The sequence below is a fragment of the Micromonospora sp. WMMD736 genome (assembly GCF_049179015.1).
In the GTDB taxonomy this organism is placed as follows: Bacteria; Actinomycetota; Actinomycetes; order Mycobacteriales; family Micromonosporaceae; genus Micromonospora.
This window is the reverse complement of the sequence record NZ_JBMHMI010000001.1, coordinates 1,416,205-1,440,960: the sequence shown is the minus strand read 5'-3', so window position 1 is coordinate 1,440,960 and position 24,756 is coordinate 1,416,205. Positions and strand designations below refer to the sequence as shown.

20 protein-coding genes and 1 pseudogene are annotated in these 24,756 nt (G+C 69.3%); 13 read left to right on the top strand and 8 right to left on the bottom strand.

What is annotated here, in order from left to right:
• Positions 1–25: 25 nt before the first annotated feature.
• On the top strand, positions 26–2,176 hold the full coding sequence (locus ACN269_RS06355; protein WP_421471511.1) for a UvrD-helicase domain-containing protein: 2,151 nt from the start codon (positions 26–28) through the stop codon (positions 2,174–2,176).
• A 323-nt stretch (positions 2,177–2,499) separates the two neighbouring features.
• On the opposite strand, the gene ACN269_RS06350 is transcribed toward ACN269_RS06355, so the two are convergent.
• Both ACN269_RS06350 and ACN269_RS06345 read right to left on the bottom strand, forming a co-directional pair.
• Positions 2,500–3,225, bottom strand: a complete 726-nt coding sequence (locus tag ACN269_RS06350; protein WP_421471510.1) for a DUF6308 family protein — start codon at positions 3,223–3,225, stop codon at positions 2,500–2,502.
• Positions 3,226–3,230: 5 nt separating this feature from the next.
• Positions 3,231–3,995 (bottom strand): DUF429 domain-containing protein, encoded by a 765-nt coding sequence (locus ACN269_RS06345; RefSeq protein WP_421471509.1) that lies wholly within the window; start codon positions 3,993–3,995, stop codon positions 3,231–3,233.
• A 173-nt stretch (positions 3,996–4,168) separates the two neighbouring features.
• Between ACN269_RS06345 and ACN269_RS06340 the strand changes: the two genes are divergently transcribed.
• The 6 genes and pseudogenes from ACN269_RS06340 to ACN269_RS06315 all read left to right on the top strand — a co-directional run bounded on the left by ACN269_RS06340 (position 4,169) and on the right by ACN269_RS06315 (position 11,736).
• Complete coding sequence (locus tag ACN269_RS06340) at positions 4,169–5,440, top strand: hypothetical protein (RefSeq protein WP_421471508.1); 1,272 nt, start codon at positions 4,169–4,171, stop codon at positions 5,438–5,440.
• Positions 5,441–5,460: 20 nt separating this feature from the next.
• Positions 5,461–7,434 (top strand): hypothetical protein, encoded by a 1,974-nt coding sequence (locus ACN269_RS06335; RefSeq protein ID WP_421471507.1) that lies wholly within the window; start codon positions 5,461–5,463, stop codon positions 7,432–7,434.
• Positions 7,431–10,889, top strand: a complete 3,459-nt coding sequence (locus tag ACN269_RS06330; protein ID WP_421471506.1) for a helicase-related protein — start codon at positions 7,431–7,433, stop codon at positions 10,887–10,889. Before ACN269_RS06335 ends, ACN269_RS06330 begins: the two co-directional genes overlap by 4 nt.
• Positions 10,870–11,253: a hypothetical protein gene (locus ACN269_RS06325; RefSeq protein ID WP_421471505.1), complete on the top strand. Its 384-nt coding sequence runs from the start codon at positions 10,870–10,872 to the stop codon at positions 11,251–11,253. Before ACN269_RS06330 ends, ACN269_RS06325 begins: the two co-directional genes overlap by 20 nt.
• Before the next feature lie 90 nt (positions 11,254–11,343).
• Positions 11,344–11,472, top strand: a complete 129-nt coding sequence (locus ACN269_RS06320; protein ID WP_421471504.1) for a hypothetical protein — start codon at positions 11,344–11,346, stop codon at positions 11,470–11,472.
• An 11-nt stretch (positions 11,473–11,483) separates the two neighbouring features.
• A pseudogene (locus ACN269_RS06315) lies at positions 11,484–11,736 on the top strand (hypothetical protein).
• 44 nt (positions 11,737–11,780) lie between these two features.
• Here the strand turns inward: ACN269_RS06315 and ACN269_RS06310 are convergent.
• Positions 11,781–12,038 carry a hypothetical protein gene (locus tag ACN269_RS06310; protein ID WP_421471503.1) on the bottom strand — a complete coding sequence of 86 codons (258 nt, stop codon included), beginning with the start codon at positions 12,036–12,038 and terminating at the stop codon, positions 11,781–11,783.
• Positions 12,039–12,473: 435 nt separating this feature from the next.
• Here ACN269_RS06310 and ACN269_RS06305 point away from each other — a divergent pair, with 435 nt between their 5' ends.
• On the top strand, positions 12,474–12,887 hold the full coding sequence (locus tag ACN269_RS06305; protein WP_421471502.1) for a DUF2267 domain-containing protein: 414 nt from the start codon (positions 12,474–12,476) through the stop codon (positions 12,885–12,887).
• 45 nt (positions 12,888–12,932) lie between these two features.
• Entirely contained in the window at positions 12,933–13,325 is a 393-nt protein-coding gene (locus ACN269_RS06300; RefSeq protein WP_421471501.1) for a DUF2267 domain-containing protein, read from the top strand.
• A gap of 69 nt (positions 13,326–13,394) precedes the next feature.
• Here the strand turns inward: ACN269_RS06300 and ACN269_RS06295 are convergent, their stop codons facing one another.
• The 5 genes from ACN269_RS06295 to ACN269_RS06275 are packed head-to-tail and all read right to left on the bottom strand — an operon-like array spanning position 13,395 to position 15,493.
• Entirely contained in the window at positions 13,395–13,592 is a 198-nt protein-coding gene (locus ACN269_RS06295; RefSeq protein ID WP_421471500.1) for a DUF4926 domain-containing protein, read from the bottom strand.
• A 1-nt stretch (position 13,593) separates the two neighbouring features.
• On the bottom strand, positions 13,594–14,004 hold the full coding sequence (locus tag ACN269_RS06290; protein ID WP_421476212.1) for a DUF6883 domain-containing protein: 411 nt from the start codon (positions 14,002–14,004) through the stop codon (positions 13,594–13,596).
• The gene (locus tag ACN269_RS06285) at positions 13,940–14,755 is read right to left on the bottom strand and encodes a WXG100 family type VII secretion target (protein WP_421471499.1); all 816 of its coding nucleotides are present in this window, start codon (positions 14,753–14,755) and stop codon (positions 13,940–13,942) included. Before ACN269_RS06285 ends, ACN269_RS06290 begins: the two co-directional genes overlap by 65 nt.
• Positions 14,752–15,120, bottom strand: coding sequence for a type VII secretion target (locus ACN269_RS06280; RefSeq protein ID WP_421471498.1), 369 nt, complete (start codon positions 15,118–15,120; stop codon positions 14,752–14,754). The genes ACN269_RS06285 and ACN269_RS06280 overlap by 4 nt, the downstream gene beginning before the upstream one ends.
• On the bottom strand, positions 15,107–15,493 hold the full coding sequence (locus tag ACN269_RS06275; RefSeq protein WP_421471497.1) for a YbaB/EbfC family DNA-binding protein: 387 nt from the start codon (positions 15,491–15,493) through the stop codon (positions 15,107–15,109). Before ACN269_RS06275 ends, ACN269_RS06280 begins: the two co-directional genes overlap by 14 nt.
• Before the next feature lie 168 nt (positions 15,494–15,661).
• On the opposite strand from ACN269_RS06275, the gene nhaA reads away from it, so the two are divergent.
• The 4 genes from nhaA (at position 15,662) to ACN269_RS06255 (ending at position 24,713) form a co-directional block, all read left to right on the top strand.
• Positions 15,662–17,596, top strand: a complete 1,935-nt coding sequence (nhaA, locus tag ACN269_RS06270; protein ID WP_421471496.1) for a Na+/H+ antiporter NhaA — start codon at positions 15,662–15,664, stop codon at positions 17,594–17,596.
• A 63-nt stretch (positions 17,597–17,659) separates the two neighbouring features.
• Positions 17,660–18,646, top strand: coding sequence for a LuxR C-terminal-related transcriptional regulator (locus tag ACN269_RS06265; RefSeq protein ID WP_421471495.1), 987 nt, complete (start codon positions 17,660–17,662; stop codon positions 18,644–18,646).
• Between the two features lie 111 nt (positions 18,647–18,757).
• Entirely contained in the window at positions 18,758–20,533 is a 1,776-nt protein-coding gene (locus tag ACN269_RS06260) for an alpha/beta hydrolase (RefSeq protein WP_421471494.1), read from the top strand.
• Between the two features lie 148 nt (positions 20,534–20,681).
• Positions 20,682–24,713 (top strand): discoidin domain-containing protein, encoded by a 4,032-nt coding sequence (locus ACN269_RS06255; protein ID WP_421471493.1) that lies wholly within the window; start codon positions 20,682–20,684, stop codon positions 24,711–24,713.
• Positions 24,714–24,756 lie beyond the last annotated feature (43 nt).

The window sequence follows — 24,756 nt, the reverse complement described above, 5'->3', positions numbered from 1 at the left end:
GATTGAACACGCAGGAGGCCGCTTCGTGCCGCAGCTCGCCCTGGCCAACAGCTTCTGGCAGAGCTACGACGTCCTGGAGAAGCCGGTGAAGGCCGGCGTACGTAAGGCGATGGAGAAGTTCCAGCAGTTCACCATCGCCGAGTTGCACGCCGACAAAGGCCTGCACCTGGAGTCGGTGAACAACGCCCGAGACCCGCGGATGCGGACCATCCGGATCACCGACTTCTGGCGCGGAGTCGTGCTGGCGCCTGACGACGGCAGCGACACCTTCCTGCTGCTCAACGTCGTGCCGCACGACGACGCGTACACCTGGGCCGCGAAGCGGCTCTACACGGTGAACACGGCGACCCGGGCGTTGGAGGTCCGCAACGTCGTCGCCATCGAGCAGCTGACCCCGGCGCTGGAGAAGGCCGCGGCGGAGGCACCCAACCTGCTGTTCGCCAAGCACTCCGACACGGTGCTACAGCACCTCGGCATCGACGACCAGGTGCTGCGGGCGGTACGCACGATCATCGACAAGCGGCAGCTGGACGCGTTTGGCACGCTGCTGCCTGAGGACCAGTTCGAGGTGTTGCAGTACCTCGCTGAGGGCTTCACGCCGGACGAGGTCTACCGCGACGTCGTAGCCGAGCGCCGGCCTGCGGACGCGACGCCGGAGCCGAGCGAGAGCTTGGCCGTGGCTATCGCCAACACCGCCAACCGCATCACCTTGGTCACCCGGCCGGACGAACTCGCCGAGATCCTCGACAAGCCCTTCGCTGCCTGGCGGGTGTTCCTGCACCCGTCGCAGCGTCGAATCGCGTACCGGGTCTCCTACAACGGGCCGGCTCGAGTGACGGGTGGGCCCGGCACCGGCAAGACGGTGGTGGCGCTCCATCGGGTCAAGCACCTTCTCTCCCGTACGCCCGACAGCCGGGTGCTGCTCACCACGTACACCAATGCCCTGGCCGCGGCCCTACGGGAGAACCTGGCGTTGCTCCTCGACGACGACGAGAAGCTGTCGCGAGTCGAGGTGACCACGGTGAACGCCTTCGCGCACCGCGCCGTGCGGGCCCTCGCCGGGCGGGTGCCGACCCCGATCGGTGACGTGGACGAGCGGCAGGTCTGGCGGCGGGTGTGCCGCAGGCTGAACCTGACCTGGACCGAGCAGTTCCTCGCCCAGGAATTCCGGCATGTCATCCTCGCCCACAACGTGCAGAGCCAGGAGGAGTACCGCGCGGCCAGCCGGCGGGGCAGAGGCTCGGCGCTCGGCCCGCAGCAGCGCGACCGGGTGTGGAACGCCGTGGATATGTTCCAGAAGGAACTCTCGGCCGCCGGCACCGCCACACACCTGCAGATTTGCACGCGGGCGGCACAGCTGCTCGCTGATGCGGACCTCACCGAGCACAGTTACGACCACGTCGTCGTCGACGAGGCGCAGGACCTGCATCCCGCCCAGTGGCGGATACTGCGGGCCGCGGCGGCACCAGGCCCGGACGACCTCTTCATCACCGGCGACCCGCATCAGCGGATCTACGACTCTCGCGTTTCGCTGAACGCCCTCGGCATCTCGGTCGCTGGGCGCAGCAGCCGGCTGCGGGTCAACTACCGCAGCACCGAGGAGATCCTCGCTTGGTCCGCCGGCGTGCTCGTCGGAACGCGAATCGAGGACCTGGGTGGCGACGGCGACGACAGCCTTGTCGGCTACCGGTCGCTGCTGCACGGCAAGCGGCCGCACGCCGCCGGGTACCCGACGAGCCAGGCCGAGATCGCGGCGCTCGTCGAGCGGGTGAGGGAGTGGCTGGAACAGGGCGTCGCGGTGAGCGACGTCGCGGTGTGCGCCAGGTTCAACACCACGTTGGGCGACGTGCAGGAGGCGTTGGCTGCCGCCGGGATTCTTTCTGTCCGGGTTAGGGATCAACCTGGCGCGGACGTTGACGGGGTGCGGCTAGCCACCATGCACGCGATGAAAGGGCTTGAGTTCCGGTGCGTGGCGGTGGTCGGCGTCACGGCGCGATCGGTGCCGTTCGCCAAGGAGGTCACGCCGGCCGACGTGGATCCAATGCAGCACGAGAGCGACCTGCTACGAGAACGTTGCCTACTGTTCGTGGCGAGCACGCGGGCACGGGAGGCGCTGCATGTGTCGTGGAGCGGGACGGCCAGTCCGTTCCTCTCATTTGCACTCGATCATCAGTAGGAAGGGAAGGCCTCGCAGTGGCCCCTGCGGACTACGCTGCCTGCAAGTACAGCGTCACCGTGCGGACGAGCGATAGGGCAGTACTGCACATGCTCCGAGGGCTCTCGCAGCATTGCTCGTCGGGCCAGTACAAGCAGTTGACCTGGGGAGGAACCGGCGCCGAGTCCTGGCGACTTCATGACGGAACGGTGACGTTCCGCTTCAGCGCTCCGGCTGATCGAGCGCTCTTTCTTCGTGAGGCGAACCGTCTTCTGCCTGCGGGGACGTGGACGTTGGAGGGCACGAGCGACAACGACCCGGCGTCTCGCCAGCGGTAACCATGGCTACCGCTGACCGTGGTGGATGGCGTGCGTCCAGAGCACGACGTCGAGCACCCGGAGGGATGGGTCTTGGATATCAACTCGGGTGCCTTCTCGGGTTGTCGCGCTGGCCCTCGCATCATTGAGCAATCCGTGAATCTCGCTATCACGCATCAACTCGCGGTGGATCAGCCAGTCATGCCGATGGTCAGACCCAGGCAATATGCCCAGTAGCTCTCGTACCTTCTTGTCCCTCACCGGGAGCAGGCGTGGCCGCTTTCGCGCGCAGAGCTTGCTGGCGGTCACCCACGGATCCGACTTCGCTGACCGTGGGCTCGCTAGCGCTCGCTTAACGTCCTCATACAGGGCGCTGGCGTCGTTCAGGGTGACGGCATCGGCCCCTGTCAGGTCGGCGTTCTCCGGCACGGCTGCAAAGCGACGGCGTATTGCTTCGCGATGCTGCTCGTCGTGAAGCACACGACGGGCGGCGGCCGGGCGGAGCTGGATGCTGAGTAGCGTCACCGCGAACAGATCGGCTGCGGTGATCTGCCCTGGGTCGTTCGGGGTGACCGTCAGGAACGTTCCGCCGGCGAACTTGCCCGTCGGGTCGTAGTAGCGGGCGAGGCGACGCCCTGCCCGCTCGATGTCTTCCAGCGCGTTGAGTGCCGCCGCGCGAGCCGCATCCAGCGCGTCTTGCTTCGGAATGGGCCAACCATCCGGGACCTCGCCTAAGGAGCGTTCGTCAGTCATGCAGCTCACCCTTCGTGGTTGAGGTACTGAGGCTGCGAGCTCAGTGGTGCGGTCGGTAGGGCGATCCAGCCTTCGGTTGCGGCGGCGGCCAGGTCGTCGGGGCCGGGACGGGTGGCGTGGCCGATGGCAGCCGCACGAGCGGTCAGTGCGGCCACGACCGCGTCGACCGCGTGATCGCTACCCCGGCACGCCGCCTCGAAGTCGCCCAGCCGCAGCCACGGCGCAGCGGTGGTCAACTGGTTCATCAGGTCGTTCAGGACAACACTGTTCTGCCGTCCCTTGTATCCCCGGTAGGGCAGCCCCCACTGCTTCAGTGACGCCGCAGGATAGACCTCGACAACCGTCCCGCCGCCGCTGCGGTCCACGGGATGCCCGTCTGCGGCGAGCCGCGCCAGCAGGGCGGCACACCGCATCGCCGTGTGTGCGATCCGATCCGCGGCGACACTGAGCGGTAGGCGACCGGTCACGGCGTGGGTCACCGCGTCGGTCCGGCGCCACGCAAGGCTCCTGCGCCAGTCGCGCCCGACCAGGTCGGTAGGGGCGACGAGATCCCCGCGATGGTGGGCGAGGACGAATTCCACGAACGGCTCCGGCCAGCCAAGCGGACAGTCAATCCCGACCTTGTCCGCCGCCGAAGCCGCCCAGACGAGCTGATCTTCGCCAGCGCCGATGATCAGCTCTTCCAGCACGGCACCTGTCGCAGTCCACCGAATCCAGGCCACCGCAGTGTTGGCGTCCTCCGCCGCAAGATCGATCCCCGCCGTCAACATCCGCCCAAGCTACTCAGCACCAGTGGTCCGACATATCGTCCACCACGTCATCTCTCGACCCGCCGAGTCACCGAGGGCAGTCGAGTCATGGCGCGAGGCGAGGGCGGAACGCCCGAAACCTGTGTCGGTACGGACGATTGGCGGCCGAATTCCAGTTGAGAATGATTGCGTCCGTGGCGCTCTTCTTGACCGACCTCGATCCGCGTGCGCGCGTGAAGGGTTCCCGCGACGGGCTCGGTGCGCAGGCCGTGTGGTCGGCGACGGGACGCCCGCTCATCGGCAATCTCACCACAGTCACGGACTCTCTTCCGGGCTTCACAACGCTGCTCGTCGGGCTGCGCTTAGCTGAACTCGCCGCCGCGGACGAGTTCGACAACACGACGAACGCTTTCCTGATCTGGGAGCAGATGGCGGCGTACGTGCGGCACGTCGTGCACGGTCATCGAGGCTTCTTCGGGCTGCAGCGGATCGCCGCGCGGGCAGCGAAGGCCGGCAGCAATGGCGGTAAGGTCTATCTGTCGGCGCAGCCGGAGCACCAGATTCTGAGCAACCAGCGAACGGACGGGTTGCTCGGCAACTACACATCTCCGGCCCGGGTGTCCGGACTCGTCGCCTCGGGAAGCCCGGTTCGGCTCACCCCTGAAGCGAGCGCCTTCGTGGATGCTGTCTACCTTCCGCGATTGGAACCCGGGTGGGGCCGAGACGCCCGCCATCTCGTACGGGAACTGCGGCGGGAACGAGTGGTGTTCGGCCTCGGGGCAAGCGCGAAATGCGAGTCCGTGGCCGGCGTCTTCGCCCCCGAGATGTCGCGGCAGGAAATCGACTTCTACCGGTACCACCTGGTCGAGGGAGGACCGAGTGATCCGACGAAGGGACGGCAGGCCAGGCTCGCCAGCCTGTTCGAAACCAGGCCCGCCGACTCGATTCGCCCCTCACGGCCGTACCTGATATCAATCGCCGACGACGCTGAGTCGCGCGGCTGGAGCGACATCGCCGACCTTGTGAGCCGGATCATCGCCTGCGAATCCGTGCTCGCGCCGGCCTCCCTGCTCTTCAGCTACCTGCTCGGTCGAAACGGTGCCCACCTCGACCACGTCGTGGCCGACCTCCGATCGTCCTGGGGGGACCGCCTCGAATCGATCAACCCGCGTGCGGCGTCCACGCTGCCCGGCCAGGAGTGGCCACGTATCGCCGAGGCGCTCGCCCAAGGCGATTATCCGGCGCTCATCAGGACCTTGGCCGAGCGCAACGCCACGGCGATGCAGGAGCGTGGTGCGGCACTCCCTTGGCTGGAGGTGACCGACCAGGACCACCTGCGTGTGCGGTTCCGAGATGAGCCGGCCGATCTGCCGACCGGTGACGACGTCCGAGAGCTGTGGCGGTATCCGTACTTCATCCCGTCACTGGTGTCCATGCTGGCGGCAATCGGGAAGGGTGAGGCGTGAGCGAGGGCATTCCCCGGGAGGTGCTCACCGAGGCGCTGCGCGAGCAGATCAACGGTCGCGAGGTGCTGGCCGCCCTGTTCTGCACGTTCCGTTTCGACCCCGGCTTCTTCGAGCGCGAGATCCTGCCGGCTCTTTTCGACGTCCAACTGCACCAGGACCCGCAGATCCGGCGCCTCCAACTCGAGGAGGCGCTACGCCCACTCGCCGGCCGGGTCGCCGTCTACTACGATCCCGGTGCGATCGTGACGGGTGACGGAACAGCCTGCCTGGACGTACGCCGAATCCCTGTCCGACCCCGCACCGGCTACTTCCATCCGAAGAACGCTTTCATCCTCGTGCGCAATACGTCGACCCAGGAGCGGTCGCTGGTGGTGCTCACCGGCTCCGCGAACCTGACACAGGCGGGCTGGTGGGAGAATGTCGAATGCGCCCACCTGGAGGAGATCGGCGAGCACAGCCGGTCGCGGACTGCCCCGGAGATCCAGCGTTTCCTCGAACACCTGCGGAGGATGGCGCGGAACTTTGAGTCTCACCTAGCCTTGGACGACATTCGCGGTCTGCTTCGCACCGTGCAACCGATCGTGCACCGCTCGGCGAACCACCGGATGCACCCCCACTTCCTCTACAACGGCCGGCGTGGCGTTAAGGACCTGGTAGATCAGATCGACGAGATCGCCGGTCAGCGGCTGCGTGGCGCGAATCTAGAGGTGCTCTCCCCGTACCTCGACGACGCGGACGCCTCGGTGCCGCTGGAGAGCCTCATCGACCGTTTCCAGCCGCGCCGATGGCGGGTGATGCTGCCCGAAGAGGGTGGTCTGGCACGGTGCCGTCCGCAGCTTTACGACTGGGTACGCGAACGCGGAGGGGAGTGGGGGCGGCTACCCAAGGCGGTCCTCGCGCGCGGCGGCAAACAGGCGACGGGAGCGACCTACCGGACCGTGCACGCGAAGGTGTACCGATTCTTCACCAAGGACTGGGAGGTCACCCTTGTCGGGTCGTTCAACCTGACCAGGCCGGCGTACTCGGGCGGTGGCAACGTCGAGACCGGGGTGCTGTCGGAGGTGACCGCCGATCGGCGCCCGAGATTCTGGCTGGAGGAGATCGAGGAGCCGCCGCCGTTCGCGCAACCCGGCGAGGACGACGGCGTCGACCAGGGTTTCGTGCCCTTGCTGGCACGCTTCGACTGGGCGTCCGGGCAGGCCGAGGTCCTGTGGGACGGCCCGGGCGACAGCCCGCGCATCGAGGTGTACGACCGCGGCGTACATCTCTTCGAGATCGGTCACCTGAAGCATGCCGCCTGGACCCCCATCGCCGCCGACGACGCGGCGATCCTTCGCGAACGGCTCCGCGAGACCAGCTTCCTCACCGCGGTTGTTGGCGACCAGCGCGGAATCGTCCTGGTCCACGAGACGGGCATGGCGCACCGGCCCTCGATCCTGCTCGACCTGGCGCCGGCCGATATCCTGCGCTACTGGTCGATGCTCACGGCCGAGCAGCGGAACGCCTACTTGGCCCAGCACGGCCGTGCGCTGCTTGGCGCTGGGGCGGATCTGCCGGTGGAGCCCGCTCTCGCCAAGCCCGGCGACACCATCTTCGACCGATTCGCCGGAATCTTTCACGGGTTCGCGTCGCTGCGTCGTGCCGTGCGGGGCGCTTTGGACGAGGATCGCGTCGAGGAGGCTCGGTTCCGAATGTTCGGCGCCAAGTACGATTCCCTGCCAATCCTCGTCGAGCAGGTTTCAAACGAGGCCAGCGGCGATCCGCTGGACCGCTACCTGATGGTGTTATGCGCGCAGCAACTCGCCGACGACGTACGCGACAGCTTCGAGGCATTCTGGACGTCGGATCCGGTCGGGGTTGCTCGCCTGGAGCAGGCGCTCGCGGGGCGGGCAGTCCTCCGGGAACAGCTCATCGCGCGCAATGATGCCGAGATGGCCGAGTTCCTTGACTGGTACGAAGCCCGCTTCCTCAAGACGGCAGCGGTGCCGGCATGAGGATCAGTCTCGACACCGGCGCACAGCTACTGGACTTTGACCGCGTGATCCGCAACCCGCAACGGGCGAAGGATCAGCTCCAGGGAGCGGTCGCCCTGCACAACATCCTGCAGCGCCATCACGTCGCCTACCTCGCCGACGAGGTCGGCATGGGAAAGACGTACGTGGCGCTCGGCGTCGTCGCGCTTATGCGCCACTTCACACCGGACCTAAGAGTGCTCGTTGTCGCGCCGAGGGAGAACATCCAGCAGAAGTGGCGTCGCGAGCAGCAAGTCTTCATCAAGAACAACGTGCGCTTCGACGACCTGCGGGTGCGAATGCCGGGTGGGCTGCCGGCGCGTCCGCTCGTACAATGCCGGGACCTGATCGAGCTCCTGGAGGAGACGGCGGTCGGCCCCGACCGTGATTTCTTCGTCCGCCTCCCCAGCTTCAGTCTCCCCATGCGACGGGACGCGCAGCAGCGACGCAACCTGCGCGACCGGCTGCGTGAGCAGGTGCCATGGCTTCCCGAGGAATTGGTCGACCTGCGTGCCAGCGCCGACGTGATCAAAGACCGGTTCGCGCAGGCGATCAACGCCGCGCTGCCGCACTTCGACCTCGTGATCGTCGACGAGGCGCACAACCTCAAGCACGGCTGGGGTCCCCAGTCGTCGTCTCGAAACCGGGTCCTCGCCACCGTACTCGGTCGTGACCGCGCCGACCTCGATCCCCAATTGCAGGAGATGTACGGCCGTCGGGCGGGAAGAGTATTGCTGCTCTCCGCGACGCCGGTGGACGACGACTACCGGCAGCTGTGGAACCAGCTCGATGTCTTCGGACTCGCCGAACCCTTCCGACTGCTCCGCGACCCGGACGCCAGCGAGCAGCAGAGGCGGGATGTCGCGGGACAGTTCCTAATCCGCCGAGTGACATCGCTGGAGGTCTCCGGGCAGCGGTTGACCAAGAACCTCTACCGGCGGGAGTGGCGCGGAGGGGGCGTCGCCAAGCACGATGAACCAATCCGGATCACGGACGACCGGCAACGGCTGACCGTCGCGCTGGTTCAGAAGAAGGTGAGCGAACTGCTCGACGACGAGCGGTTCGGCACCCGCTTCCAAGTCGGCATGCTCGCGTCATTCGAGTCGTTCCTCGAAACCAGTACGGCTCAGGCACCGGCCGCGACCGAGGAACCCGACGACAACACGGACGAGGCAGGGAAGGCCAACTTCGACGACGCCGATCAGGCCGCGGATGCAGTCGAGCGGCAGGGTGTCGACGTGCCGATGGTCAACGATCTGGCCCGTGATCACTTCCAGCGGTTCGGTCGCGAGCTGCCACACCCGAAGATGGACGCCCTCGTCACTGCGCTTAACACCTCGTGGCGCGACGGCCGTAAGGGACTCGTATTCGTCCGCCGCGTCGCGTCCGTCTCCGAACTCAAGCGCAAGCTGGACGACGAGTACAGCGACTGGCTCGTCGACCGGTTGCGGAGCCGGCTGAGCGAGCGGCACCTGTCCACTTTCGACGACGTCGTCAACGAGTTCCGCCGACAGCGGTCGCTACGCGATTCAACCGCCGTAGCGGCCGACCGTGTCCGAGAGGACGATGACGCCGGCGGGCAGGACACCTTCTTTGCGTGGTTCTTTCGCGGCGCTGGCCCCGCCAGCATCGTCAGCGGTGCGACTATCCAGGCGAGGTTCCGTAACCAGAGCGGCGCGCTCGGCACGTTCTTTGACGACAACCACCTCATGGCGCTGCTGGGCGCTCGCCCCGGAAAGGTTGGGGACTCACTGGCGGCCGCCCTCGGCAAGGATCGGGACAAGGTCGACCGGCTCGTACGCGAACACTCACGCCACTACCTGACCGGGGCCAAGCAGTCGACCCGCGGTGCTCGGTTCGACGCGGTTCAGGCCGCCGCGCTCGAACTACTCACCCATCACGAGGGGCAACATCGCGAACGTGCCGAGGTGATCTGGCGCGAGCTGTACCGCCCCGAGAAGCGGAGCGCCGTCTCGGCCGAGGCTGATCCAGCGCTTCTGGAGACCATGACCTTCTTCACCGAGCTTCGGCAACGGCCGCACTTGCGCAACCTCATCTGGCCGGAATCGACCCGGACCAACCTCGGGGACTCTTTCCGAGACCAGTACCTCCGGGCACAGGTCCTCTCGGCCGCCGCCCGTCTCGGGCACCCCTTCCTCGATCTGTACGCCGTCGTCACCGATCACCTGCCAACCCTGGATCCGGCGGCTTCGATCGAGGCGGACGGACTGATCGCCGCTTACCTCGACGAACTCGAACAACAGGCAGCGGTCCCGTCTGCGGACCGAGACTGGTCGGCGGTAGACGAATTCACGGCGCTGGCTGAGCACCACGACCTGGTGCTCGACATCAACCTCCCCGATGTGCGGCGGGCTGATCTGCGAGAAGCCCGCGGCCTCGTGAGCCGGCTCTTCACGGCGCAGGAACCGGTCGCCGGGATGTCCGGCCGGGTCAACAACCGGCACGTGCAGCAGTTCCGTCTCCCCGGCTACCCACTCGTGCTGATTTGCACCGACCTTTTGCAGGAGGGCGAGGATCTGCACACCTTCTGCTCCCGTGTCTACCACTACGGTCTCGCATGGACCCCGTCGGCCATCGAGCAGCGGATCGGACGAGTCGACCGGATGCGATCCGAGAGCGAGCGCCGGCTTACGAACCTGAACGGCTCGGCCGCCGGCAACGACCTGCTGCAGGTGTATTACCCCCACCTCACCGACACCGTCGAACGCCTGCAGGTCCGTCGCGTACTGCGCAGGATGAACGACTTCCTCCGGCTGATGCACGAAGGCCTAACGCTGCCGGCGGGCGGGGACCGCCACCTCGACGTGAGCCGGGAGGCACTCGTTGACGAGGCCGTCCCACCGCTGCCGTCGGGCCCGCTCCAGACCTCGTTTCCCGTACGCCCCGAGCACCTGAACGGGAAGGATCGGCCGCCGGCGTTGGACGAGACGCGCGCCGCCGAACAACTCGAGCGCTTCAACGCGCTGGCGCGCTTGGCTTTTTCTGACCTCACCATCGATTGGGAACGCAACCAGCCCGGCGACGGGACGCTCCTCGGCACCGTCGTCTTCGCTGGCGGTCGGCAGCAGCCCTTCAGCCTGCAACTTGAGCGGGAAGGCTCGCACCTCCTCGTTCGGTGTGTGAGCCCCATCGGCCGCATTAGCACCGCAGAGCAGTGGGATGAACTGGCGAGATGGTCGGCCGGGATTCCGGCGCGGCTCGGTGCTGTCGAGGCTCGCGGCGGCAGCTACGACGTCACCGTGGAGGAAGATGTCCTGCTCACCACGCCGACGTACGACTCGTCCCGGGTCGCGGCTCTGATCAGGCGCGTCACGACGCTTGCCGATGGGCTGGAACGGGAGCATCTTCCCGAACGCGATCGGCTGCTCAACGAGTTCAGGGCGGAGTTGGAGCAGGATGTTCGGCACGCGCGATAACTGGCGGCGGCTCTGTGAAAGCGACGACATGCGGCCGAAAGGGCATCAGGTCAGGGTTTCGTTCGCCAACAGCCGTTCGCATTCGGTACGCGTACACGATGGCCCGGATGGATATCTCCTTACCGCCGTCGTTGCCGGCGCCGAAGTCGTCGACCAGTGGGTCCGCCTGTACCGCGAGGCGTGGGGGAAAAACCGCCACAGCCGGTTGGTGGGTTTCCGGATCGACGGCCAAGGCCGGATGGTCACCCACGGCTGGACGCCGAAGGATGGACTGACCCCGCAGGCCTTTCAGACTCTCGTCCGAGCCGTCGCCCGCGAGGCGGATCGCTACGAGTTCCAACTGACGGGTACCGACCGCCGGTGACCGTTGCCGGTCTCCAGCCGGATCACCGATCGAGCTTCGCCTGAGCTGCATGAACCGGGGCATGCAAATTCATCGACCGGACAGCCGTTCATGATCGCGAAGGGGGTGGCGGTCATCGCGCTCGCCGTCGACATGGCCGCCGTTTACGCGGCCCTCGCTCAAAGCCGTCGCGAGGCCGCCCGGATCAGGGGCGAGCTGGACCGCCGGCCGACCGCGTAGGACCAGCCCCGATGAGCCAGCGGTACGTCATCCACCTGCCCGTCGTCGCCGCCGACCTGCCCGCCGCGCAGCGCCTGGCGCGGGTGGTCGGCCGGTGGATGCTGGTGGCTGCCGATGGCCGACCCGGGGGAGACCGCCGTCTCCGAGGAGGATCACCAGTGCCTGCGCCACCGGGTCTTCTGCGACCTGCGGCTGCCCGGCGGTCGGCGCTGCCTGCTGCGCGACGGCCACGACGGCGAGTGCTCCCGCCGCCTGCGCCGATGAGGGAGCCGCCGCCGGCCGAGCGGGGCCGGCGGCGGAACCGGGGCTCAGTACGTGAAGCTCCAGAGGAAGTAGAACCCGGGTGCGTTGGGACCGTACTGGCGGTACTCGCAGTAGTACCAGCTCCACTGCCCGGTCTGGACACCCTCGCTGCCGTAGCTGTTGCAGAACTGACCGTCGTAGTAGACGCCGCGGAGCGTGCCGCCCTGCGGGTCGGCTGCCGCCGGGGCGGCGCCGGTCCCGACCAGTCCACCGATCGCGAGCGTCGCCGCCACGGCCAGCGTCGCCCATCTGCGTGCGCGCATGGAGTCTCCTTTCATCACCGTCCACAGTGCACGTACTTCGCGCCGAGTCGAGACCGGGACATCGAAGTTTATAAAAGTCAGGTTATCTGTCGGCGTGGCCTGCGTAGAACGGTCCGAACGGGTGGCGTGGGAGCGTGCCGAATCCGGGCCAGCCGGCGAAACCACCACTCCTGATTCGCCCGATCGGGATGAGGCGCCGTCACCCTGTCTCCGAGAGGCTGTCGAGGTCGAGGGTGCTGCTCGACAACCAGTTCGGCATCACGGAGTAGTGCAAGGAGCGGGAACGCCAGGGAATCCTTCCCCCGCCACCGGGAACCCAACGGGTCAGCCGGGTCGCACACGTTGACCCTTGTGTGAGCAAAACGCACCAAACCTCAGGTCTGGGGCGCACCTAGCTGACCGTTCGACGGCGATCGGTCCGGAGAGGAGAATCAGGTGGAATACGAGGATTTCATCAACGTAGTGGCCACGAGGGCGAAGGTCTCGACCGATCAGGCGGCGACGCTCAGCCGCGCGACGTTGGAGACATTGGCGGATCGGATCAGCGCCGGCCAGGCGGAGGATCTTGCCTACCAGCTTCCCGACGGGCTCGACGATCACCTGCGCAAACAGCCACCGCTTAGGCAGGAACACGCCCAGTCGTTCGGGCTCGACGAGTTCGTGCGGCGGGTGGCGGACCACCCGGCCATCGACCGTGCGATTGCCGATACCGGGGTTCGCGCGGTGCTCACCACGTTGCGTGAGGCTGTTTCCCGCGACGAGTTCGAGGACGCGATGGCCCAGCTTCCGAACGAGTTCCGGCAGGTTACCGAACCGGTTGGTACCGGTAGCCGGCAGCGCCGCGGGTAGCACCCACGGACGCGACGCACCCCAACTGATCCAGAGGAGGAACTGGTGGACCACGCCGAATTTCTCGAAGCGGTGGGGAAGCGGGCGCGAATGCCGGCGGCGGAGGCGGCGACCGTCGTCGGGGCCACGCTGACGACCTTGGCGGAGGGGATCAGTGGCGGCGAGGCGCGGCACCTGGCCAGCCAGGTCCCCGAGGAGTTGCGGGGCTACCTGCACAAGGACGTGGACTTCGCCGAACGGATCGACCTCGTGGAGTTCCTCAACGAGGTAGGGGTCCGCGCGGGAACGGATGACGAGCGGACCGCAGAGGGCGCCCGCGCCGTCTTGACGACCCTGCGCGAGACGGTGGGCGCGGAAGACCTCGAGAAGCTGGAATCCGAGCTGCCGAAGGACTTCCGGCGGCTGCTCCGTCCGGTGGACCGCAGCGTCGGGGCCTGAACCGAACCACTTCCTGGCCCGATCCGCGTACGGTGCGCGGGCAGAGTTTCGATTCGCCAGGCTGATCGTCTACTCGCCTCGGTGAACCAGTTGGTCGGCTCGGAGCGTGACCATGGCGACGGTACGGCCGTCGGCATCGGCGAACTCGACTTCGTACGCAGCCGGGGGACCGCCGAAGATGTGAACGACTGTTCCCACTGACCCGGCAGGCAGTTCTTCCTCCGGAATGGGCTCTCGGAGCTCAACCACGTCGTACAGCTCCAACATGTCATCCTTCCTTTGGCGGGAACGAGATGGTCACCATCCGAGGTGCAGATGCCCCGTTCTCCAGTATCCAGGCCGTGCGAACGGTGATCGTGCCATCCGGCCCGGTCAGAGGAAGGTCCACCGACCACCGCTGGCCGAAATCGTCCGCCTTGCCGGGCAGCGGCTTGCTGGCGAGTATGCCTTCGCGGATCTGCTGAATGATCACGTCGGCGTCGTCCGGACCGAGGCCGGTGGCCGAGTTGATGACGCGATACTTGTTCTTGCCGACCGGGTGCTCCGGGTTCATGGCGTAGGCGGTGATCTTCCGTGAGTCGATCTCGGCCTTACTGAAGTCCGGTCGGCTGGGGTCACCCGGTAACTTTGTCGGCCCGGGACTGTCGGGCCTCTGCGAGCCGGGCGACTGCCTGTGCAGCCGCCCCAGCGCCCGCTTGAGCTTGTCGATGAGGTCGCCGAGTCGGCGTACCTCCGGGATCAGCCGTCGCAGGCTGGCCAGCAGTGCGCGAAGCAACCGTGCGATCCGCGCCCCCCCACGACGCGACCAGCGTCGTGACCTGCTCCACGACCAGCGGCGTCGCCAGTCCGCCGGTGATGACGAGTTCGCCCGCGTACGTGATGAGGCGGGACACGCAGGTGGCGATGGCGTCGCGGACCAGGAGCCGGACGGCCGCCACCAGGCCGGCGGCGCCTTCGGTGACGGCGGCCATGGTGTCGGCGCCCTGGGCGAGGCCGGTGATGGCCTGGTGTTGTTCGGCGGCCCAGGCGCGGTAGGCGGGGCCGGCGCTGCCGCCCCAGCCGGCGACGTCGTCGCGGGCGGCGCGGGTCAGCTCGGCTGCCTCTTCGCGGAGCGAGGTGGCGACGTTGCGCCAGGTCTGGGCGTGTGCGGTGATCTGCGCCGGGTCGCCGGCGAGCCAGTCGAGCGCCTCGCTGAGCGGCTTGACGTGTTCGATGAGCCAGGCGATCCCGTATTGCAGCAGGGCGCCGACCGGGTCGGAGACGAAGGCGAGGGCGTCGAGGCCGGCACTGACCACGCCGAGGCTGCCGTCGATCCAGCTGCCGCTGCGGACGCCCTGGGCGATGAGTTCGATGTCCTCGCAGATCCACACGCCCGCCCAGGCGCTGGGCGGGGTGTCCGCTGCGGCGGCGACGAGCGGGTTGGACGTCACGGACGCTCATGCACCCCGTCGAGCGGGTGCTGCCGCACCCCGTCGAGCGGGCGCTGCCGCACCCCGTCGAGGAGGCGCGTGGCGTGGGCGTCGGAGTGTCGGTAGCGGTCGGCGCTGGTCCGCACCTTTGCGGCGGTGTCCCGCACCGAGCCCGCGGCGGCGTCGATGCCGTCGACAAGGGTCCGCTGGAGGCCGTCGAGCAACATCGGCATCATCGCGCAGAGCTGACCGTACGCGTCGGTGCCCAACCGGACGTGCTGACCCGCCTGTTGGGCGGTGTCGAGGCTGCCGGCGCAGCGGTCGAGGCGTGCGGCGTGGGCGGTCAGGTCGTCCGGGTCGACCTGGATGCCGTCACCGCCCGGCACCGCTCGACCCCTGCTCGTGGCTCAGCCGGCTGGTGTAGGAGTCGATGATGGCTCGGGCGCTGGCGTCGTCGCCGAGAGAGTCGGCGACCTGCCGCAGCAGGTCGGCGCGGGCGGCCTTCGTGGTGTGCACGATCTGCTGGGCGGTGCGTGCCGCGGGTTGCTGCCGGGTGCGCTCGTCGAGCCACAGGTCGATCAGCAGGCCGGCCGAGTCGACGGTGACCCGGACCGTCCGGTCGGGGGTGTGGGCGGTGCCGGTCAGCTCCTGCACCCGCCCCGACAGCGCCTTGGCCCGTTCCGCCCGTTCGGCGAGCGACGACTCCCACTCGTCGAGCCGGCGCCCCGCCGCGTCGAGCGCGGCGTCGTCCGCCCACATGCCGACCCTCCCCAGGGGACCACCGCCGGCCGCCGCCAGCGAGATCATCGATACGTTACCAACCGGTGGCGTTCCGTGCATGCCCTGTCCGCCGGGCCGGCCAGGAGAGACGTTCGCCTCGTGCCAAATCCGCGCCGGGAGATGGTCCGGCCGAGGAAGATGGCCTCCGTGACGAGCAACAATCCGCTCCGGGGCTGGTCCGCCCGTACGGCCTGGCAGGGGCGGGTCAACGCCCCGCTGCGCGCGTTCCTGCGCACCGAGACGGGCGGCGCGCGGGTGGTGCTCCTCGCCGCCGTGGTCGCGCTGGTCTGGGCCAACCTGCACCCGTCGTCGTACGAGTCGGTGTGGCGGACCACCCTGTCGGTCCAGCTCGGCGACTGGCCCGTCTCGCACGATGTGCGCACCTGGGTCAACAGCGGCCTCATGACGTTCTTCTTCCTGGTCGCCGGGCTGGAGCTGCGCCGCGAGTTCGACATCGGTGAGCTGCGTGAGCGGCGGCGGCTGGCGTTGCCGATGCTGGCCGGGTTCGGCGGCATGCTGCTGCCGATCGGGATCTACCTGGCGATCAACGCCGGGCGGTCCACGGCGGTGGGCTGGGGTGCGGTGATGGCCACGGACACGGCTCTCGCGCTCGGGGCGCTGGCCGTCTTCGGTCCGCGTTTCTCGGACCGGCTGCGGGCCTTCCTGCTGACGGTCGCGGTCGTCGACGACCTGGTTGCGATCGCGGTGCTGGCGATCGCCTACCCGGCGCATTTCTCGCCGACCGCACTGCTCGTCGCGGCCGTGATTTTCGCCGTCGTGGTGCTCGTCCGGGCGTGGGGTCTTCGACACGGCTGGTTCTACGCGCTGCTCGGCGTGGCGGCCTGGGTCGCGGTGTCCGAGTCCGGCGTCGACCCGGTGGTGGTGGGCCTGCTGATGGGGTTGCTGACCTACGCGTACGACCCGGGCCGCAGCGACCTGCAATGGGCGAGCGACCAGTTCCGCCTCTTCCGGGAGCAGCCCACCCCGCAGCTCGCCCGGATGGCACAGGCCGGGCTCACCGCCGCGCTGTCCCCGAACGAACGACTACAGAGCCTCTACCACCCGTGGGCGAGCTACGTGATCGTGCCGCTGTTCGCGCTGGCGAACGCCGGGATCGTCATCGACGGCGAGCTGCTCAGTCGGGCCGTGACGTCGCCGGTCACGCTCGGCGTGGTGGCGGCGTACGTCGTCGGTAAGCCGGTCGGCATCGTGCTCACCTCGTGGCTGGTGACCCGGCTCAGCGGTGAACGGTTCCGGCCGCCGGTCGGCTGGATCGCCGTCGTCGGGGTCGGCACGGTCTCCGGTATCGGGTTCACCGTCGCGCTCCTGATCGCCAGCCACGCCCTGCACGGCCCGGCGCTGGACGAGGCGAAGCTCGGCATCCTCGTCGCGACGGTCGGCGCGTCCGTCCTCACCTGGCTGCTGTTCCGCATCGTCGCGCGGCTGTCGCCGACCCGGCGTGCGCGCGCGCTGCTCGGCATGGCCATGGGGATCGTCGACCTGAAACTTCCGGTGGATCCGGAGCGCGACCACCTGCGCGGCTCGCTCGACGCGCCGGTGACGGTGGTGGAGTACGGCGACTTCGAGTGCCCCTACTGTGGGCAGGCCGAGCCGGTGGTCCGGGAACTGCTGGCCGACTTCGCCAACGTCCGGTACGTCTGGCGGCACCTGCCCCTCACCGACGTCCACCCGCACGCGCAGCTCGCCGCCGAGGCCGCTGAGGCGGCGGGCGAACAGGGCGCGTTCTGGCAGATGCACGACCTGCTGTTGGCGCACCAGGACGCGCTCAACCCCACCGACCTGCTGCGCTACGCCGAGCAGCTCGGTCTGGACCTCGAGGTGTTCCGGGAGCACATGGTCAAGCGGATGGGCGTCGACCGGATCGCCGAGGACGTGGAGTCGGCGGACCTCAGCGGCGTCACCGGCACACCGACCTTCTTCGTCAACGGCCAGCGCCACCACGGGGCGTACGACATCGCCGCGCTCAAGGCGGCGGTGAAGACGGCGTTCACGAGCGCGCGGCTGCAACCCGAGTACCACCGTCGCGAGTCCGGCCAGGGCGGGGACGCGCCTTCGAACTGATCACTATCCATGCGCTCCGACCTGCGTGAATCGTCGACGTCGACGCGCTCTACGATCGCCGGCATGCGGATCGGTCCCCCCGCCGTGACGCCCGCCCTCGACGTGGAATCGCTCCCGCTCACGGCGGACGCCGTGGACGTCTACCAGGATCTTCTGCGGGTCGCGCCGGTGGCGCAGCGGGAGTTCCTGTCCACCGCGTCGCCACGGGCGACCCGTGCGCTCGCCGGCCTGCTGAGCAGCGGTGCCGTGCACCGCGACGCCGCCGGTGTGCTGCACGTCCGGCCACCGCGTACCGCCCTGGAGAACTGGGCCGCGCTGCGGGAGATGGAGGCCGCCCGGGCGCGTGCCGCCGCCGAGACGCTCTCCGGGCTCTACACCGCCGTGCACGGTGCCGGCGCGGCGTTCGTCGAGGTCGTCGAGGGCAAGGACGCCGTCCGCGAGCTGTTCCGCCAGTTGCAGGCGGGCGCCCGCGCCGAGGTGCGCGGTCTGGAACGCGGGCCGTACCTGCGCGACACCACCCGCGTTCCGGAGGAGGTGCAGTACGACGCGCTGCGGCGCGGGCGGCGCTACCGCTGCGTGTACGAGGGCGAGTTGCTGCACGACGAGGCGATGCTGGGCGCGGTGCGGGCCGCCGTCGCCGCCGGTGAGCAGGCGCGCGTCTTTCCCGAGCTGCCCCTGAAGATGATGCTCGCCGACGCCGAGCATGGTCTGGTGGTCCTGCCCCGGGCCAGCGGTGACGAGGCCGACGCGCTGCTGGTGCACCGTTCCCGGTTGTTGGAGGGGTTGTCCGAGCTGTTCGAGGTGTTCTGGCGGCTCGGTGCGCCGATCCACGCCACCGCCGACACCGCCGAGCCGGACGCCGAGCCGACGGTGGCCACGCAGCGGCTGCTCGCGTTGCTCACCGCGGGCCTGACCGACGAGGCGATCGCCCGTGACCTGGGCGTCAGCAACCGTACGGTGCACCGGCGGGTCAGCCGCCTCCAGGAGTTGCTGGGCGCGCGCAGCCGGTTCCAACTCGGCGTGCAGGCCACCCGGCGCGGCTGGTTGTAACTGGCCGGATCCTGCCATGGCGGGTCTTCGTCACGGCGGGACGGCTGCGGCGAAACACTCCTGGGCCAGGGTGAAGCCGTTCGATCAACCGCTGTACGAGAGGACGGGACGATGCCCCATCCCACGACCGGGTCGCGCCACCCACGCCGCGTGCGCCGGCCGGCCGCCCTGCTCGCCGTGACGCTGGTCGCGGCCGCCCTGACTGCCGGCACCCCGGCCAGTGCGGCCACGGCCGCCGAGCCGGACACCGCCGCCCTGGCCGCGCCGCTGGCCACCCAGCGGCTCACCTGGGAGCCGTGCGGGCTGGCCGAGGTCAGCCCCGAGGACGAGGCGAAGCTCGGCCTGTCCTGCGCGACGGTCACCGTGCCGCGCGACTGGCACAACCCGCGCGACGGCAAGACGATCCAGGTCCGGATCAGTCGCACCGCCGCGTCCGGCAGCGACCGCGCGGGCATCCTGCTGGTCAACCCGGGTGGCCCCGGCGGCAGTGGTCTGTCGCTCGCGCCGTACGTGGCGCGGTCCGCGCCCGCCCTCGCCGAGCGGTACGACGTGATCGGCTTCGACCCGCGCGGGGTGGGGCAGAGCACCCCGCTGCTCTGCACGGTGACGTACCGCGACACCGACAACACCAACGACCTGATCACCCAGGCCAACGTGCGCGGGTGCCGCAGCACCGAGCTGACGAAGTACATCACCACCGAGCAGACCACGTACGACATGGACTTCATCCGGGTGCTGTTGGGCGAGCGCAGGCTCAACTACCTCGGCTACTCGTACGGCACGTGGCTGGGCACCTGGTACGCGGCGACGTTCGGCAGCCGGACCGGCCGGATGGTGCTCGACTCGGTGGCGGCGGTCGGCTCGCCGACGCTGCAGGAGACCTGGGACCTGCAACCGTTCACCCGGGACCGGGCGTTCCAGGAGCAGTTGTTGCCGTACATGGCCCGACACGACGACCTGTACGGCCGGGGCAGCGACCCGATGAAGATCCGGGAGATGTTCGAGCGGGCCGGCGGCACCCGGGTCGGCATGGGACCGTTCATGTTCGGCTGGTTCATCCTCGGCGCGCTCTACGACACGCAGAACTACCCGACGGCCGCGGCGGCGGTGAACACGGTCATCCAGTACTACGAGGAGTGGAACGGCTGGACGCCTGAGCAGATCCTCAGCGCCGCGACCGCGAAGCTGCTCGCCGCGCCGGGCATCACGGCCGACGACCGGGCGTACATCGAGCAGTCCCGGGTCGCCGCCCAGGCGGCGCTGAAGACCCAGCGCGACCGGTCCCTGCTGGCCCAGGGCACGGACGAGTACACGTACGACATCGACTACGTCTTCGAGGTGATCCGCTGCCAGGATGGGCAGTGGAACGACAGCGTGGCGCACTGGAACGCGTTCAGCCGCCGCCTCACCCGGGACGCGCCGCTGGTCGCCCCCTACCTGCAGAACCCGCCGGCCTGCGCGTACTGGCCGACCAGCAACCGGATGCCGAAGTTCGACCGCAAGACGTTCCCGAAGGTGCTGATGCTCCAGGACGAACTCGACGTGGCGACCGCGTACGAGGGTGCGCTGGCGGCGTCGAAGAAGCTCCCGGGCGCGTCGATGATCAGCGTCGACAACGAGGGCAGCCACGGTGTCTTCCCGTACTACACCCCGTGCGTGGACGACCCGGTCTACGCCTACCTGCTGGACGGCCGGCTGCCCGCCGAGACGTACACGGGCTGCCAGGCGGTGCCGCTGCCGGGCGAGAGCGCGGTGTTCGAGGTGGGCGGCAAGCTCACCGGTAAGGGCACGGTGAAGACCCGTCTGATCACCGACGACATGCGGGCCGCGAACCGCATGCTCAAGCGGATGCTGCGCACCGAGCCGGGACCGTCGTACCCGGAGTGACGCCGCACGGGGAGCGGGCGGCGACCCGCCGCCCGCTCCCGAGTGGATAGGACGCGGCCTCTTGACTACCGGGCGACATCGGGCCACCATCTGACAACGTTGTCAACCACCCCCGAGCACCTGACAACGTTGCCACCCTGGAGGCGCAATGTCCGAGCCATCGACCGTATCGCGGCGTACCTTCCTCTCCGCCGGAGCGACGCTGCTGGCGTCGGTCGGGGTGACCGCCGTCCTGCCGGACGCGGTGGCCGACGCCGCGCCGCCGGCCGGCGTCCCGTCGACCAGCACCGACCTGGCCAGGTACCGCCCGGTGGCGGTCTCCTCGACCGACTACGCGCCGACGCCCGCCTCGTTCGCCGTGGACGGCCTGCCCCAGGTCGGCGTCCGGGGCAGCGGGTGGCGGGCCGCGAACGGTGATCCCCAGTGGATCTCGGTGGACCTCCAGGCGCAGTGCCGCGTCGAGGCCGTCACCCTGGTCTTCGAGGCGACCCTCGCCGACGGCCCGTTCGACGGCAACTACACCGACACCGACGGCGACGAGATCCTCTCCAGCGCCGCGACGGCGTACCGCATCGAGGTCTCCACCGACGGCCGCGACTGGCGGTCCGTGTACGAGACCACCGACGGCCAGGGCGGCGTGCAGGCGATCAAGCTCCCGCAACCGGTCACCGCGCGCTGGGTCCGGATGACGGTCACCGGGCGGTCGAACAGCAACCCGGTCGGGCTGAACGGCTTGCAGGTCTACGGCGTCGCCCTGTCACCCCGCCCCAAGGCCAAGGGCTGGACGAGCTGGGCGGGGGGCAACACGGGTCGTGCCCCCGAGCTGACCGTGGCCCCGGACGGCACGGTGGCGCTGGAATCCGGCTGGTCGCTGACCATGGACGACTTCGCGGGCACCACCGACGGCGCCGAGCTGTCCCGCGCGGGCGTCGATGTCAGCTCCTGGCTGCCGGCCACCGTGCCCGGCACCGTGCTGGGCACCCTGGTCGAGCAGGGCCACCTGCCGGACCCGGTCGCCGGCTTCAACAATCTGCGCATCCCCGAGGCGTTGTCGCGGCACACCTGGTGGTACCGGCGGGCGCTGCGGCTGCCGCGTGGCCTGGACACCTCCGCCGGCCGCCGGATCTGGCTGGAGTTCGACGGCATCAACCACGAGGCCACCGTCTGGGTGAACGGCGTCCAGGTCGGCAGCGTCAAGCACCCGTTCGCGCGGGCCGCCTTCGACATCACCGACGCTCTCGCGGGTCACCGCGACCACGTCCTGGCCGTGCGGGTCACCCCGATGCCGCACGTCGGCACCCCCGGCGACAAGGGACCCGACGGCCGTACCTTCCTCCAGTCGGCCCACCACTACCTCGACGCGCCGACCTACCTGGCGGTGTCCGGCTGGGACTGGATGCCCGCCGTCCGGGACCGCGTCACCGGCCTGTGGGACCACGTCCGGCTGCGCAGCACCGGCGCCGTGGTCGTCGGTGACCCGCACGTCGAGACCACCCTGCCGCAACTGCCCGACACCGGCACGGCCGAGGTCACCATCCGGGTGCCCGTGCGCAACGCCACGGCCACCGCGACCACCGTCACCGTCCGCGCGGAGTTCGACAGGGTACGCGTCGAGTCCACCGTGACCGTCCCCGCCCACGCCTCCACGACGGTCACCTTCGCGCCGGAGCGCTTCGGGGCGTTGCGCCTCGCCAAGCCGCGCCTCTGGTGGCCCAACGGCTACGGCGAGCCGCACCTGTACGACCTGACGCTCACCGCCACCGTCAAGCGCGTGGTCAGCGACCGGCGTGAGCTGCGCTTCGGCATCCGCCAGTTCGGCTACGACTGGCACCAGCCCGTCGTGATCTCGCCGCCCGGCCAGCCGCCGCTGGACTTCGTCGACGGGGCCGCCACGCAGACCGTCACGTTCGACCGGCAGCACGCCCGGCACGTGCGTATCCAGGCGGGCCAGCGGGCCACCGGATGGGGCATCTCGATGTACGCCCTGTCGGTGGCCGACGGCTCGGGTCCGGACCTCGCGCTGGGCCGCGACGCGACCGCCTCGTCGTCGGAGAACGACACCAACGTGCCCGCCCGGGCGGTGGACGGTGACGTGTCGACCCGCTGGGCCTCGCAGGCCGAGGACGACCAGTGGATCCAGGTCGACCTCGGCGCGGCCGTCGACTTCGACCGGGTCACCATCGTCTGGGAGCAGGCGTACGCCCTGGACTACCGGGTCCAGGTCTCCGCCGACGGCAAGGAGTGGACGGACGTCACGTCGGTCAGCAACGACACGCCGCTGGGCAGCCGCGCCACCCAGGTCGAGACGTTCCCCAGCCGGACCGCCCGCCACCTGCGCGTCCAGACCGGCGCGCGGGCGACGTCCTGGGGCGTGTCCATGTGGACGCTGTCGGTGCAGCGCCAGGCCGAGCCGGACGTCGACCTGGCCCTGGGCCGGACGGCCACCGCGTCGTCGTCCGACGGCGACTCCACCGGGCCGGGCCGGGCCGTCGACGGCAACCCGCGTACCCGGTGGTCCTCGGCGTTCGAGGACAACCAGTGGATCGCCGTCGACCTGGGCGCCCCGGTCGCCTTCGACCAGGTGACGATCGTCTGGGAGCAGGCGTACGCCCGCGACTTCGTTCTCCAGGTCTCCGACGACGGCAAGGAATGGACCGACGTCAAGGCGGTCAGCAACAAGATCACCGAGCTGAAGATCAGCGTCAACGGGGTGCCGGTGTTCGCCCGGGGCGGCAACTGGGGCTGGGACGAGTTGCTGCGCCGGGTGCTGCCGGACCGGCTGGCCGACACGGTCGAGATGCACCGCGACATGAACTTCACGATGATCCGCAACTGGCTGGGCAGCAGCAACCGCGAGGAGCTGTACCGGGCCTGCGACGAGCAGGGCATCCTGGTGTGGAACGACTTCTGGCAGGCCGGCGGCTTCCTGCCCAACCCGCCCGGCTACGTCGACATCGCCGCCGACACGATCCGGCGGTTCCGCCACCACCCGAGCATCGTCGTCTGGTGCGGCGCGAACGAGGGCGACCCGCCGCCGATCGTCGACGCCGGCCTCAAGCAGGCCGTCGCCACCGAGCATCCGGAGATCCTCTACATCCCCAACTCCGCCAGCGGCATCGTGAGCGGACGCGGGCCGTACGGCTGGGTCGACCCGACCACCTACACCGACGCGACGATCTACGAGGCCGACTCGTTCGGCTTCCACACCGAGATCGGCATGCCCGTGGTGTCGGTGGCCGAGAGCATGCGCAACCTGGTCGGCGACGCCCCGGAGTGGCCGATCGGCGAGGTGTGGAACTACCACGACTGGTCGACCATCGGTAACCAGCGCGTCGGCACGTACCAGGAGGCGATCGACGCGCGGCTCGGCGCGTCCGGCTCGCTCGACGAGTTCGCCGCCCGCGCGCAGTTCGTCAACTACGAGAGCCACCGGGCCATGTTCGAGGCGTGGAACGCCAACCTGTGGCGGGACGCCACCGGCCTGCTGCTCTGGATGTCGCACCCGGCGTGGCACAGCACGGTCTGGCAGACGTACGACTACGACCTCGACGTCAACGGCGCGTACTACGGGGCCCGCAAGGGGTGCGAGCCGGTGCACGTCCAGGCCGACCCGGGCACCTGGCAGACGCGGGTGGTCAACCACACGGCGGCGGCGCTCACCGGCGTGACGGTCACCGCCCGCCGGTACGACCTCAACGGCCGGTCGCTGGGCGCCGCCCAACGTCAGCGGGTCGACGTGGCGCGCTCGGCCACCACGCCCGTGTTCACCGTCGCCGCGCCGGACGGCGGTGGCCTGCACCTGGTCCGGTTGGAGTTGCGCGACGGCCGGGACCGGCTGCTCGCCGAGAACACCTACTGGCGCTACGACCGGCCCGAGCAGATGCGGGCGCTCACCACCCTGGCCGGCGCCCGCCTGTCGACGTCTACGAGCGGCGTACGCGTCGTGGACGGCCGGAACACCGTCACCACGACGGTCCGCAACCAGGGCCGTACGGTCGCCGCCATGGTCCGGCTCGCCGTCCGCGACGAGCACGGGAAGCGGATCCTGCCGGCCCGCTACGACGACAACTACCTCTGGCTGCTGCCCGGGGAGACGCGTGCGGTGCGGATCTCCTGGCCGGCCCGGCCGGGCCTGCCCCGCAAGGCCACCGTGACCGCCGAGGCGTACAACGCGGCCTAGCATTGCCCGCTGGGAGGCGGCCGCCGAGGGCCGCCTCCCAGGC